This is a genomic window from Microcoleus sp. B4-D4 (assembly GCF_036705185.1).
Lineage (GTDB): Bacteria > Cyanobacteriota > Cyanobacteriia > Cyanobacteriales > Microcoleaceae > Microcoleus.
This window is the reverse complement of the sequence record NZ_JAUBTX010000049.1, coordinates 1-14176: the sequence shown is the minus strand read 5'-3', so window position 1 is coordinate 14176 and position 14176 is coordinate 1. Positions and strand designations below refer to the sequence as shown.

Sequence of the window (14176 nt, the reverse complement as noted above, 5' to 3'; positions counted from 1 at the left end):
TTTATACAAACAAAATCCTGCGATAGCGGGTTGAAAAAGACTGGACGGTTGAAATTCCATTATTTTTGCGAACCTGCAGGCAAGTGCACGCAATTTTGACTGCTGGCGCGGTTTCAACCGCCGATGGTTTCGTCGATCTAGCCTTTGATGAAATCTTCTAATTTCTGAGCCATCTTCTCTACAATTCCCTCGGAATTATCTGCCGCTGATGCTTCAGCTTCAATACGCTTCACCGCATCCTCTGGAAGATTCAGCAACTGCAGTAATTTTTGATAAGCTGCGGCTTCTTCTGCGTTAATTTTTGGTTCGTCGGGAGTGCGAGAACTAGAGGAAATCACTTCATAGCCGAGTTGCAAGACTAATTCCCTTTCATCTTGAGTTTCTAGTTGGCAAATCAACTCGTCAAGGGGAATATTTTGCATGATGTAATCCCGCAGTTCTTGTTGCATTTGTTGTCCGTCGGTATCTGGGGCAAACAAACTGCAAAAGCGATCGAGCATTAAATTAACTTCTGCTGTGGCGAGTTCGCCGTCAGCCCAGGCCATTGAAGCAACTATTCTCAGCAGGTTCATTTGGCGGGGCGTAATTGATGGAGGTTGTGGGGTTTGCATAATTTAAATTGGTAATTTGTTATTAGTTGTTAGTTGTTAGTTGTTATTTGTTAGTTTTTATTTGTTATTTGTTATTTGTTATTAGCTAATGGCAACGCCCAACTGCCAACTGCCAACTGCTAACTGCCAACTGCCAAATAACAACTGACTACTAACTATGATGTCACAATTTTGATAGAGGAACTCCCAGCCATCCAGTAAAGTTTTGTTTCTGAATAGCAGTGGGCTTTTCCACCGGTACGATCGAGTAACGACCGGGGCGCGGCCGGGCGAGAGTAACAGAACAAGTCCGCAGTTCGTCTTGGTGAAACACTGTCACCTCTAAGGTGTCACCAGGCTGGTAATCTTTTAGCCTTTCGCCCGCTTGTTCTGCGTTTGCTACCCGAAAACCCGCGATCGCCAGCAACTCGTCCCCAGCGTCAATTCCGGCCAACTGCGCCGGAGATTCTGCTTCGACAAATTTAATCATTTCCCGCCCGTTTTCCGATCCCAGCGTCCAACCGGTGCGAGGAATTTGGTTGGTTTCATCTACCGAAATTTGCAGCCCGAAAGGTTCGAGATATTTGTTGTAAGGCAGTTCTTCTGTGCCGTCTACATACCGCGCAAAAAAGTCGTTCAAATCCAGATCGGCGACGGACTCGATCGCCCTTTGCAACTGTTCGGGAGTAAAGCCGATTTCTGTCGGTCGCGCATCATAATTTAACTGTCCGTTTGATGTTATCTGCCCCGGCTCGGCCTCTGTTGGCGGCTTCAGGTCAAAATCTTCATTTTCAGCAGAACCACCCTTACCAAACTGCTGCCACATCAAACGCATCACATCATCGAGCGATCGGGCGTTACCGTGTTTGGCTCGAATCAACAAATCAAGCAAAAACGAAACAAGTTCCCCTTTCAAATAATAGGAAATCTGCGAATTGTCGCTATTAGCATCTCTGCGATAAAGTTTAATCCAAGCATCCCAGCTCGATTCGCTTGCCGGCTGCACCTTCCGCCCCGGAGTCGTCTCCAAGCGAGTAATTTCCTTCGATAAATTTTGGAAAAAACCTTTCACATTGTAGAGACCAGAACGAAAAGGAATCACCAAATCGTAATAACTGGTCGTGCCTTCAGAAAACCATAAAGAAGGAGTATAATTTTCTTGTTCATAGTCAAATACTTCGAGAGCTTTCGGTCTAATTCGCTTGACATTCCAGAGGTGAAAAAACTCGTGAGCCACCAATTGAATAAAGCGTTCGTACTTTTCCTTAGCCCGAAAACCAAAACGCGGATAGTTGAGAGTGCAGCTTTCCTTGTGTTCCAAGCCACCAAAACCGGAGCCGGACAAATGCAGCAAAAACACATACCGTTCGTAAGGCAAACCGCCAAACATTTCGGCCTCAACTTCAATGACTTTTTTAATATCTTTAATCGCCCGATCCAATTCTAAATTGCCTTTCCCCCAAACCACTAGCTGGTGGGTTTTTCCCATCACTTCAAAATCGTAAGCTTCGTGACAGCCAATCTCAAAAGGACTGTCGGCCAGGGTATCAAAATCGGCAGCAGCAAAAGTCATATCCTGCCCGGAAACAGGAGGCAAAGTAGTCACTGTGCGCCATTGGGGCTGCGGCGGTACAGCGGTCACGATGTAGGAGTTGCGCTCAAAACCGGGCAAGAAAAAGCACAAAGCTGCTGGATTGAAATAACCGTGAGTCGAGTCTAAATGATTGGTTCGCACTGTCAGTTCGTTGGCAAAAATCCGGTAGCAAACCGTGACATCTGAAACTGAATTTGTCTCGATTTGCCAATGATTTTTGCTTTGCTTGCGCCAAGGTAAATTTCGTGAAGCAGAGCTATCCCGCAGGGAATCGCCCGTTAGCGAAGATTCCGAAGAGGATCGCGCTCGAAAATCTTGCAGGTGGCGGGCGTACTCTCGAATCAAGTAAGAACCGGGAGTCCAGACAGGCATTTTTAAATCCAGCACCGGCTGCGACCAACCTTGCACGCGCAAAGTCACTTCAAACAGGTGGGATTCGGGATTGGGCATCGCCACCCAATATTGAATTGTCGGTGCTGTTCGCTGCGCGATCGAGTTGCCGGCAGCGGAGGAGATATCCAAAGAAGTAACATCAGTCATTGACTTGCCAAATTAATCAAGTGCTTGAGGTTGATCAAATGGATAGTTTGGCGCTCTGGATCGACTTTGAGCCAGCCTTTACTATCGAGTTTTTCCATAATTTTGCTGGTTTCATCTAAGGTGATATCTGTCACATCAGCTAAGTCTTGATAGGGGATGTTAAAGATATCTTTGCCTTCAGCAGTTTTTTGACCGTAGTTTTCTGCCAGCTCGACTATAGTATTTGCTAGTTTAACCGCTGGTTGGCGGTTGCGGAGTTGAGAGCGCAGATTGGTTTGGCGGAGCCGCCGCACCATCAATTGCAGCATCCGGTGGTGCAGTTGCGGATCTTTAAACAGGGTTTGGATAAATCGCTGGGCCGTGACGCTGATCAGCCGCACGGGCGATAGAGCAAGTACGTCATTCGATCGCGGAGATTCGTCAAGAATCGCCATTTCGCCGAAGAAAGCACCCCGTCCTAAAATAGCCATCGATACAGCTCGATCGTTTGAGAGTCGCCGGACTTTTACCCAGCCGGACACGACAAAGTAAATAGCGTTGCCCCAAGAATCCTCCATGACTACAGCTCGGCCTGGGGGATACTCATGTTTGACGGCATTGGATAGCAGCCCTCCCAAGGTTTCTGGGTTAGCACCCTTAAATAGGGGGAACAGCTCACTGAAAGCTTCTGTCTTCATGCAAACTCGCGGGAGGTGGGAAATATGATTGAGCCACAGCGAACAGCTAGGGAACGATCGCTGTTAGAGAAAACCAACAATTTGTTGCTGCTACGATAAGATTGGCACAAAGTGAACGAGACCGACATCTCAGACACAGTGAAACTTGCTTCTGGCAGCTTATCTAATTGATGATAAGGGTACAGAGGCCCGCTTCACTTAAAATTGGCAGATTCTTTAATTTTAAACAGGTTTACAAAAGTGTCAGTGCCTTTTGAACTTTGCCCAACAGAGATTCTATGTAGTCGGGCCAGCCGATCGCGATCGACTGTGTGTGAGCCAGGGACTCCGGATCGATCGCGTCTTTAGTCCACCTCAGCGGTTGACCTTGCAAGTCGCAACAAACCAATCCGGCGGCTTTTGCTAAAGCCAGGGGGCCGGCGGTATCCCACACTTTAACTCTGCCGTTGAAATACAGGTACAAACCGGCTCGACCTTGTATGACTTCCATCACTTTTAAGCCAAAACTGCCGAGCGAGTAAAATTCGGCACCGGGGATGCTTTGGGCGATCGCCCCGCCGTAGTTTTTTTGGTCTTTGTCTCCGAGAATAATTTTACAGTTTTCTGGTGTCGGAGCCTCCGGCTTGCACGGGGCGATCGGCTGCGGCGCTTCGACTCCGACACTTTGGAACAATCCCCAATCTTTGCCCCCAAAATACATTTTGTCAAAAGCCGGGGCATAGATCCAACCGGCCACTGGTTCGGCCTCAACCAGCAGTCCCACCATCACGGCGTAGTGCTGTTTTCCCTGAATAAATCCCTCCGTCCCGTCGATCGGATCGATACACCACAGCCGCTGGTAATTGGCCGAGTAAGCTGCTCTGGAGGCGATGTTTTCCTCTGCGATCGTGCCGTCTTCAGGAAACAAAGCGTTAAATGCTGCCGATAATTGTCCGTCTAAGTAGCGATCGATACTCGTCACGTAGTCGTCCGGGCCTTTCTGGCAAACTTCAAAAGGTTGCGCCGCCAGCTTGTAAGCTTCCTGACCGCACTGGCGCATGGTGTAGCGAATTTTTTGGTCTTGTTCTGGAGAAATATACATGAGGTTTAAAATAAATGTTTTAGCTAACTTTCAGGATAAAATCTTAGTTCATTTGAATCGATCGATCGACCTCTGTCATTCGATTTGAGATTTTAGATTTTAGATTTTGGATTGATTCCACGGATAAATTCGGGAGCTTGAGGATTTGAGATTTTAGATGCTCCCGATTGATTCGACGGATTGATTCCACGGATCGAGTACGTGGCGGGTACCACCTTTGAAATTCGCTTGTCACTGTTTTTGACTCGTACAGGATTTGATCGCGGGTGTCCTTGCAACCCCGTTTGCGAGGTCGATCGGGCAGTTGCTGTACCAGCCCCAGACAGGATTCTCCTCGCAATCTCCTAGGATAGAATCTTCTGAGGTTAAGTTAATTCGTGCCAGCACCAGCATTATAAGGAGAATATTTTGAAATACCATTTAGCGTTAGGTCGCAAAATAGACCTCGATGGCATTGACCGCGATGCCCAACTCGGAAAATGCCCCAGACACGTCCTGCGGGCTCTGAGAGACCGCTTAAATGCCACAGTCCACGCTCCCGACGGCGAAGCGATATCCTCCCTCGACAAACTGCGATCGAAAATTTCTTCTAAACCCGAACATTGGGCAGCCGCGCGCAAATTGTCGGAGCAAGTCAGCAGCGGCGACGTCATATATTGTACGGGCGAGGACATTGGCATTCCAGTGGCGGTGCTGTGCGGCGCTAAACCAGATCGCCCCAAAATTGTTGTATATTTCCACAATATCGATCGGCCTCGCGGGCGTGTGGCATTGAAGTTGTTTGGCTTAGCCAACCGGATTGACCTGTGCATAACTAATGCCCGTCTTCAGTATAATTTTCTGTGTGAGTACGTGGGACTACCTGAAACTCGCGTCTGTATGCTCCCGGAACAGACGGATATAAAGTTTTTTACACCCGGTTCTACCTCACCGCAAAAGCGCCGTCAGACTATTGTCAGTACCGGATTAGAAAAGCGGGACTACAAAATTCTCGCCGAGGCAACCAAGAATTTAGACGTTGACGTAAAAATTAGTAGTTTCTCAAAAGATGCAGTGGCAGTGGCGAAGGCCTTCCCGGAAACTATGCCGGAAAATATGTCCAACCGATTTTACGAATGGCCGGATTTGGTGCAACTCTACCGCGATGCAGACGTAGTTGCAGTAAGTCTTGTAGACAATCAGTTTTGCGCTGGACTTACGTCTATGCTTGAGGCTATGGCCTGTCGGCGACCAGTAGTCATTACCCGCACTCATGGACTGGTGGATTATCTAGCGCTACCAGGCATTGTGAAGGCAGTCAATCCGAAGGATGCTAAGGGTTTGCAAGAAGCGATCGTCCAGTTGCTAAAAAATCCTCAAGAAGCAGAAGCTCAAGCGCAGCGCGGCTACGAAATGGCTGTCAACCACCACAACAGCGAACATTATGTCGATGTTTTAGTCGAGAAATTGCGATCGTTCTAATCAAACTGTAAGGTGCTCTTCGGTGCACCCTACACAACGTCGGTTAAAGTGATTTCTATTGAGTCATATCAATTCCGGTTACACTCAAACATGATTGTTGACTGTCAACAGTCAACAGTCAACAGTTAAGATTCCCGTCCGCTAACCCACTTGTCCCGCCATTTCACAGTGCCCTCGCTAGCCAAAACCCAGCGGCGACAAACCAGATTTTCTCGCAGCGGCGACTCTCCTTCCCGCAGCAAAATATACTTGTAAGTAATCAACTTCCCCGCACTTTCATCAAACGGAATCTCCCCAAACCAAGTATTAGTATTAATGTATTCCAGCGGGTAAGCTTTGCTAATATCCCAATTCCCCAATTCAGGACAATCTCCTATCACCGCCACCTTTTCCCCAGGCTGAGTTTCAACGCTGTTAAGCTGCGCCCGCACAATGGTTTTTGCCTTTATCCGCTCTCCCACATGACTGAAAATAATTACTTCCCGCGCACCCAACTCTAAATCCTGCAACATCCCATCTTTCACTTCAAACTTGCGGCGCGACAAAACATCCGTATGTTCTCCATCAGGCAATTCAGTATCAACAGATTCGAGGGTGACAGAATCACCTCGATTCATCGCTACAAATACTAATGAATCCCGATAGCGCCGCACGTAACAATAGACATCAGGAGTTAAATATTTTTGCCACTGACTGCCCATCGAAATAGCAGGATTCAACCGCCGCAATCCTGACAGCAACCTCATGTCTCGGTAAATCGGCGAATCAGTATCCCACTTGTCCATCATCGGGCGGTTGTAAGGATCGTTGCCACCATTTGTATCGTCGTGCAGGTACTGTTCTGTACCGTAATAAATGCAGGGAATCCCGCGAGTTGTCATAATTAAATTAACAGCCAACTTCAGCATTTCTGGATCGGGATTCAGCGATTGAAACCGGGGCATATCGTGGTTGTCAATAAAAGTAATCAACTCAGTAGCCCCGTAGTAGCGGCTATCTAAATCGAGCACATCTTGGATTAAATGAAATCCACTTTCAGCACCCTGGGCCAGCGCCTCCCGAATTGCCACGCACAAACCGAAATCTAAAATACTCATTCCCGACTCGTTAGCAAATTCGATAGATAAATCGTTTCTCGGATCGCTATAAATCCACTCGCCAAAGATGAAAACATCCGGTCTGTGCGTTGTAATATCAGCGTTAAATTCCTGCCAAAACCAGATGGGCATATGCTTAACAGTATCGACTCGCAGAGCATCAACACCCCGATCTATCCATTGTTTGATTGCTGATTTGATATAGTTGCGGTATTCGGGATTGTTTTCATTAAAAGTAGCTAAACCGGAAAGTTCGCAGTTTTGTACTTGCCATTCATCTTCCCAATTTTTGACTTCGCCGTAGTGGTGATACCAGTTATTTTTATCATTATTAAAATCAGCTATTTTTACACCATCGTCGTAAAGTTCGCCTTTTTTTCCGCTAAAATCTGGGTTGCTGTGGTTGCAGACAATATCCAGTATAAACTTCATTTTGCGCTTGTGCAATTCAGCAATTAACTTATCAAATAGGGTATCCTGATTTTCTTGAGTTTGGTTGAGAGATGGATTTTCATCTTTACCAATAAACCGGGGATTAAGGCGTTTAAAATCTTTAATCCAGTAGCCGTGAATCGCCGCTTGTTCGATAAATAATGCTTCTACTTGCTCAAATAAAGGAGTCAACCACAGTGCGGTAACACCCATGTCTTTTAAGTAATCGAGTTTGTCGATAATTCCCTGCAAATCGCCGCCCCAATATTTTCCCCAGTCTTTACCTTCGGGATCGTACAGTTCGGGATTTGGGCCTTCGTTATTTTCTGGATCGCCGTCATGAAAGCGATCGACTACAATGAAATAAATTGTTTCTTGGCGAAATTCAATGTCTCTGGTGTAGAGGAATTCTAAATCGAGTTCGCTTTCTGGTTGAACTTCTGCTACCAGAGACTCAATTTTTTCTTCGGGTTTGGTAGTTTCGTATTGAGAGGAAGTTTGAGTGGGAGTGACTGGTGTCATGAGAAATATTTTTTGATTTAGTAAGATTGGTCAGTTATTCGGAGCTAGAGTCGGAGATAGCCTTCTCATCTGACTAACTTTTACTGCATCATACGGAATTTACTGGTTGAATAAAATCTGTCTAAAGACAGATGGTGGAGTCGTCTATAGGTTTGTATTGAGGACTTCAGTCCTCAAAGTTTGATGGTAGTTGTGCAATTTCCTGGCCGATAGCTGCGCTTTACGGACTTTTCCCCCTTTTTTTATCCCTTCCGCAAATTTTGGATATCTTCTTTTTTGAGATTTTTGTGGGGTGGGCCGAAGATCCCGCCTCTATATTCGATTTAAATGCCGATCGACTTTTTCAACAAACTCCATCAAATGCTTGACGAATTTGGTTTAAATTTTGGTGCGTTCGACATCATTTGCGACGAGGACGACACGGTTTATTTGATCGAACTCAATCCTAACGGACAGTGGTAATGGAGCGAAATTCTCGCGGAAATTCTCGCGGAAATGCCGAGGGTTCGCGCAATGGTCGAACTCATCGCAAATTTGGCGCTGCAATATCAACAGGATTGCTGAATTCGATCGCGAATTATACATTTTTATTGAGATTGCTTTCTCGCAACTATCGGGAATCAACGAACTACAGCCACTTCCTCAACTTCCACTTCAGAATGCTCCACCCGAAACACATTTGCATTAAGATTAGCGACAATTTGTTTCCCCTGCTGCGTCAGTTCCAAATAGCCGATCGCATCTTTGACATACCTATACACCACATTCCAATAAAACTTAGGATACCCGTCCCGCAAATCCCCCGGATTGCGATATCCCAACACCTGATTTTGACCAGTCTCCTCAAACTCGTAAAACAGCGCAGCAACCTTTTGCAAATATCGCGGATCGCTCAACTGACCGATTAAATCCGCCGCCCGCAGCAAACCCGGATAATTCGCAGTATTTTGATGATCTTCCCCTGCTGGAACCGGGAAACGAGTTAACTCAATATTCCGCTTAACTTCCTCGGCATCAATCAGTCTGTGACCTCCAAAACGCTCTTCAATAAACATTTTTGCGCGATCGACATGATAAGGGGTCAAACTCGCATCCGTCGCCCCCCGAGGTAGTGTTAATTTAAAGTCGCCTATGCCCGTCGCATAAAGTCCCATATCTGTTCTATCTTGCTGGCAAACGCCCTTGACGTATCCGATATCGTGGCACAGCAAAGCAATGTGGAAATGCAGCCAATATTCGCAGCAAACACCACCCTCACGGATGTGCTTGCCTCGCAAAATTTCTTGTCCTACCAATGTCACTAAAATAGTGTGTTCTACATTGTGGTAAAGAGCATCGCTATTCGCAATATTTTGTAAAGCCATATCGGCTACCCAACCAATAATCTCGCCATAGTCAGATTTAAACCCGCCGTAGGTGTGGCGGTAGCCTTCAATTAGCCGATTTACAAAAGTATTAATCAGCAGTTCAGTTGCGTTAAACATATTCACTTGCTTGAGCAAAATAGCTTGTTAAATTATTTCTTTACTTATTTTTTTTGATGCTACCGTTTGATATTTTAGTATTTGTCAAAATTAATGCTACACAATAATTTTTGTTTTCCACCCTGTGTATCAGGTGCGCGGCACCCTCGAAACAGCCGATCGCATTTCAAGATTTTTTGAGCGTGTGACGCACCCTAGAACTACTGTGGCATAATTAAAAATTTGTCTGATTTTTTACTTATCTGCCACAATGAATGCCCGCTCCTATCTAGAGGCATTCACTCATATTATCAAATATAATGACTTAAATTTGGAATCTCGCAACTAGCAGAGCGATGCACCCAGTAAACAATCGATCTCGACGGGCGATCGAGGTATAACAACCCTCAATCAGCAGTACCGCGTTACATCTTCCCCGCATACGTCAGCCAAAAACGAGAGAGAGCGAAAACGCAACCCCACTAATTCTTCATATACCGGATTGAGTTTGCACATCGGGGGTATGTGGAAAAGATGGTGTCCCCATAGCTTGATATCTCTCTCAAAAGGACACTGTGAGGGTATAAGTTGGCACAACCACCGAGCTACTTGCCGATCGCCCACTGCAATGCCATCCAGCCACCGTCGCGCTGGTTGGACGAGAAACTTGCCAAAACTTAAGTATTGACACCGATTTTTAGGAAAAATACTTGTAGTCGAATTCATGATTGACCTCAGTAGTTATTACCAACAAAAAGCTCTGAATCACTCTTTTCAATCATCAATCAAACCCGCCGTTACGACAGTGACGTGAATAAGTTTTTCGTGTGATACCAAACGCCCTAAAATGTGATATATTAAGTTCATAGTCGTGATTCTAAGTCCGCAAAAATGTGAGACAGATCACTGGGTGCACTCTTTAAGCCGTGTAGCATCACATAGAGCAAAAAAATTATGATATTTTCTAACTCCCTGCATCTGCCTTACCCTACTATTTGCCTGCGAAACATTACCTGCTCAATTTACTAACAGAAGGTTTCAGGCAATGATTCAACAAAATGATAAAAATGCCGACCTTTTTCAACGCCCCCACACAAATACCGTGCTGGAAAAACTCCCTGTAGAAGTTAAAGCTTGGGCCGAAAGTTTACCTTGGAACCAGCGGCGCTACGTTTTGTCCCTTTCCTACATCTTGTGCGCCACTACTCCAGACTTGCAAGCAGAATTTTTAGATGACTATACAGCCGACGGCTTAGTCTCAAAAATGTTTGAAGATGTCGATACTCTCCACCGAGTCAAAGAGTATTTAATCAGATTCCAAGTCAAAAAAGAATTGAACGAATCTGATTTGAGAAGCTACATCAAACAATTTTACATCCACTCAGCTCAACAAGCGCGCCGAGAAACCGATCAATATTTAGAATCCGCGCTCCGCTTTGTCTTGAGCACAGAAGAACGCAATAATGTTTTTAACTACATTTTGGGTTTTGAGTTTATTAAAATTGTGTTTCAAATGAGCTGGTTGCAACATGAAAGATTAGCCAGACTGCAAAAAAGTCAGTCGCAGTTTATTGAAAGTTACATCAAGCCGATTCAACACGCCCACAGAATTAATGGCATAATTGTACCGAAAGATGAGAGAATATTTTTTGCCAGACGCACATATTACGTTCAACAGCCCAACATTTCTTACAGAAAACTCATTGAGTTAGTCATGGCCAGTTTTACTACAGAAATGGTGACTCAATGCGGATTTTCGATCAGCCGCCACTCTCAAGCTTTCCAGTTTGACTGCGACTACATTTACGATCCAGAACCGGAAGAAGAAAGATTTCCTACTGACTTGCAATTTATTCATTAGACTTGTTCCATTAATTGTGAATCGGGCATTTTGCCGGCTAGCTTACTGGCTTTTGAGAATTCGTCTATTGAGTGTACACAATAATACCAAATCCGAGTTTGCCATCCCCTTTATCTTCTGACTCTTCTCTTTCCTCTTCTCTTCGCGCTATAAGCATCTTCCCGGTTCAAGCGTAAAGGGGGTATGTTACCCGGATTTGGTATAAGCTGTGCATTGCTCGCCCGACATATAGCCGAGTCTCAATTTTATTGACACTCTATGCAAAAAGCATTTTTTTTACAGGGCTAGCGTCCCCGAAGAGCCAGTATTTTGTACCGTGCGAGAACGTCAAGAGCTCGCACGGTACAAAGCAAAATGCAGATGCGCTGGATACTTCCTCTGCAGATCGATACAAAAGCGCTTATCCCAGCCAGGATGGATTCATGGCGGTACTGTCAAATTGACTGCTGGTTTTATACAGTTCGTATTGACCTTTTGCCGCCGCAGAGCGAGTGCGATCGAGCATCGCCGCCACTTGTGCTGCATCCATCGGCTTAAACGTGCGGGCTGCCTCAAATGCTTGATCGAGAAGCTGCATGGTATCGATCCCAGTAATCACCACAGAAGTCGGCAGATTCATCGCATAGTGCAGACATTCGATCGGCGTAACAGTGTTGCTTCTAAGAACGTAGGAGTCGCCCATCGATTTCATCCCCAATACGCCGATTTTGTTCTGCACCAGCACGGGCAAAACTTGTTTCTCAAAACTTCTGAAATGGCCGTCCATCACGTTGAGCGGCATCTGTACCGTGTCGAAACGGAAATTGTGTTGAGCGGCAAGTTCCAGCATTCGCAGGTGAACCAAAGGATCTTTGTGTCCGGTAAACCCGATGTATCGAATCTTGCCAGCTTTCTGCGCTTCCACCACAGCCTCCATTGCTCCACCGGGGGCAAAGATGCGATCCGGGTCTTCCATGCGAATAACTTCGTGATGCTGCATCAGGTCGATGTAATCGGTCTGCAATGCCTTCAGCGAGTCGTCAATTTGCATCATAGCAGCGCCCTTGGTGCGGCCGTCGATCTTGGTCATCAGAAAAACTTTTTGCCGGTAGCCGTCCTTGAGCGCTTGCCCCATCCATCGATGGCTGCGTCCGTTGTGATAGTCCCAGGAGTTGTCCATGAAATTGATGCCGCGATCGATCGCACTGCGAATCAGCTTAATACTTTCTTGCTCCTCTCGAAGCCGTCCGATATGGTGTCCGCCTAAGCCAATTGCAGACACTCGCTCTCCTGTGCCTCCCAGTGTCCTGTAACTCATCTCGCCGCTCAAACTTTGAGCTCGGGCCGCTTCACTTCGAGCGTATACTTGGGGCGGTTCATCTTGAGCGTATAGGGGTTTAAAAAAACCTTCTGAAGCTGCCATTCCTGCTGCAACTAAACTCGAAGCAGAAGTTACCTTCAACAATTCGCGTCTGCTAATACCCACAAATCTCTCCTTTTTTTTAAATACTAGAACTCACTCTCTACCAGACAATCTGTGGACTGCAAGCTTTTAACTTTTACAATCCTAGGAAGGCGGCAGGGCGATCGCATCTTTCCAAGGACGTACTGCTATTGTTATGTTTAAAATGCTAGGCTGTCTCAAATAATTAAAAGTTCAGGCAAAACAAGCGGAGTCGAGCGGCGAGGTATGAGGAAAATTTCCCCAATTTTTTTCGCATCGGGCTGCAATCTTCGGCGCTGCTGAGAATTTAGATAAAGCACTCCCTAGTTTATGAATAACCCTTCTCTTCTACAAGTGCAGAAAATTCGAGCCATTGGATTGACCGTCACAAATGCCGATCGCTCCCAGGAGTTTTATACCAAAGCACTCTCCTTTGAATTTGTTTCGGATATTACGGTTGAAGGGCAAAATTACAGCGAGCTCGAAGGTGTTGAGGGGGCAAAAATCCGCATTGTTACTTTGCAGCTTGGAGATGAACAAATTGAGTTGATGGAATATCTGAATGTTGAGGGAAAACCCATTCCCAAAGATTCCCAAAGTAATGACTTGTGGTTTCAACATTTGGCAATTGCAGTCAGTGACATCGATCGCGCCTTTGCACACCTGCGCTCTTTTCCCATTGTCCCCATCTCCACTGCACCCCAAACAATACCGCCGGAAAATCAAGAAGCTGCTGGCGTGCGAGCTTTTAAATTTAAAGACATTGACGGCCACAATTTAGAGCTAATTTGGTTCCCGGAGGACAAAGGACAAGAAAAATGGCATCAAAAGAGCGATCGCTGCTTTTTAGGAATCGATCACAGCGCGATCGCGATTAGCAACACAGAACAAAGTCTCCACTTTTACCGCGACTTACTGGGAATGCAAATTAAGGGAGGCAGCCTCAACCAAGGCGAAACCCAAGTTCGCCTCGATAATTTGCCAGAAGCTAAAGTCAAAATCACCGCACTTCGGCCGATTCAAGGCGGTTTAGGAATTGAACTGTTAGACTATTTAGTTACTCCAAAAGGCCGCCCCATACCGAGGAATTGGAAAAGTTGCGATATTGCTCATATGCAAGTCCAACTAATTGTTAACGATCTAGATCGACTATTGGAAAAGTTGCGACAAAATAAAGTTGAGTTAATCTCGCCGCAGATCGTGCAATTTGGAAATAATTCCAGTTTTTCCCGCCAAAGTTGCCTCGTCAAAGATCCTGACGGACACGCAATCTTACTGACATCAATTCCGGTTGAACCGGAATGATGTTAACTGTTAACTGTTTTCTCGTTACCAGGCTCTGCCTGGTAATGCAGATCCGGAGGCTCTGCCTAGGCTGTGTACTTTGTTCGTTTTTATGGTAAAGTATTTCATACAATAATAGTGTAAAAAAAGA

At 45.8% G+C, this 14176-nt stretch carries 12 protein-coding genes; 4 read left to right on the top strand and 8 right to left on the bottom strand.

The window, feature by feature from the left end:
* Positions 1 to 137: 137 nt before the first annotated feature.
* The 4 genes from QUB13_RS25295 to QUB13_RS25280 form a co-directional block, all read right to left on the bottom strand.
* Positions 138 to 611: a tellurite resistance TerB family protein gene (locus QUB13_RS25295; RefSeq protein WP_333386421.1), complete on the bottom strand. Its 474-nt coding sequence runs from the start codon at positions 609 to 611 to the stop codon at positions 138 to 140.
* A gap of 163 nt (positions 612 to 774) precedes the next feature.
* Entirely contained in the window at positions 775 to 2724 is a 1950-nt protein-coding gene (locus QUB13_RS25290; protein ID WP_333386418.1) for a M61 family metallopeptidase, read from the bottom strand.
* Entirely contained in the window at positions 2721 to 3401 is a 681-nt protein-coding gene (locus QUB13_RS25285; protein ID WP_194065996.1) for a Crp/Fnr family transcriptional regulator, read from the bottom strand. Before QUB13_RS25285 ends, QUB13_RS25290 begins: the two co-directional genes overlap by 4 nt.
* A gap of 232 nt (positions 3402 to 3633) precedes the next feature.
* Positions 3634 to 4482, bottom strand: coding sequence for a 3'(2'),5'-bisphosphate nucleotidase CysQ family protein (locus QUB13_RS25280; RefSeq protein WP_333386415.1), 849 nt, complete (start codon positions 4480 to 4482; stop codon positions 3634 to 3636).
* 408 nt (positions 4483 to 4890) lie between these two features.
* On the opposite strand from QUB13_RS25280, the gene QUB13_RS25275 reads away from it, so the two are divergent.
* Entirely contained in the window at positions 4891 to 5943 is a 1053-nt protein-coding gene (locus QUB13_RS25275) for a glycosyltransferase family 4 protein (RefSeq protein ID WP_333386411.1), read from the top strand.
* A 125-nt stretch (positions 5944 to 6068) separates the two neighbouring features.
* On the opposite strand, the gene QUB13_RS25270 is transcribed toward QUB13_RS25275, so the two are convergent.
* Positions 6069 to 7994: an alpha-amylase family glycosyl hydrolase gene (locus QUB13_RS25270; RefSeq protein WP_333088868.1), complete on the bottom strand. Its 1926-nt coding sequence runs from the start codon at positions 7992 to 7994 to the stop codon at positions 6069 to 6071.
* Between the two features lie 327 nt (positions 7995 to 8321).
* On the opposite strand from QUB13_RS25270, the gene QUB13_RS25265 reads away from it, so the two are divergent.
* Entirely contained in the window at positions 8322 to 8456 is a 135-nt protein-coding gene (locus tag QUB13_RS25265; protein ID WP_333386408.1) for a hypothetical protein, read from the top strand.
* 158 nt (positions 8457 to 8614) lie between these two features.
* Here the strand turns inward: QUB13_RS25265 and QUB13_RS25260 are convergent, their stop codons facing one another.
* Complete coding sequence (locus QUB13_RS25260) at positions 8615 to 9478, bottom strand: Npun_R2479 family HD domain-containing metalloprotein (protein ID WP_333088870.1); 864 nt, start codon at positions 9476 to 9478, stop codon at positions 8615 to 8617.
* 390 nt (positions 9479 to 9868) lie between these two features.
* On the bottom strand, positions 9869 to 10183 hold the full coding sequence (locus tag QUB13_RS25255; RefSeq protein WP_333088871.1) for a Mo-dependent nitrogenase C-terminal domain-containing protein: 315 nt from the start codon (positions 10181 to 10183) through the stop codon (positions 9869 to 9871).
* A gap of 319 nt (positions 10184 to 10502) precedes the next feature.
* Here QUB13_RS25255 and QUB13_RS25250 point away from each other — a divergent pair, with 319 nt between their 5' ends.
* The gene (locus QUB13_RS25250) at positions 10503 to 11318 is read left to right on the top strand and encodes a cobyrinic acid a,c-diamide synthase (protein WP_194010787.1); all 816 of its coding nucleotides are present in this window, start codon (positions 10503 to 10505) and stop codon (positions 11316 to 11318) included.
* Positions 11319 to 11718: 400 nt separating this feature from the next.
* Here QUB13_RS25250 and QUB13_RS25245 read toward each other — a convergent pair whose 3' ends face one another.
* Positions 11719 to 12783, bottom strand: a complete 1065-nt coding sequence (locus QUB13_RS25245) for an aldo/keto reductase (RefSeq protein ID WP_333386404.1) — start codon at positions 12781 to 12783, stop codon at positions 11719 to 11721.
* A 288-nt stretch (positions 12784 to 13071) separates the two neighbouring features.
* Here QUB13_RS25245 and QUB13_RS25240 point away from each other — a divergent pair, with 288 nt between their 5' ends.
* Positions 13072 to 14046 carry a VOC family protein gene (locus tag QUB13_RS25240; protein WP_333386401.1) on the top strand — a complete coding sequence of 325 codons (975 nt, stop codon included), beginning with the start codon at positions 13072 to 13074 and terminating at the stop codon, positions 14044 to 14046.
* Positions 14047 to 14176: the final 130 nt, after the last annotated feature.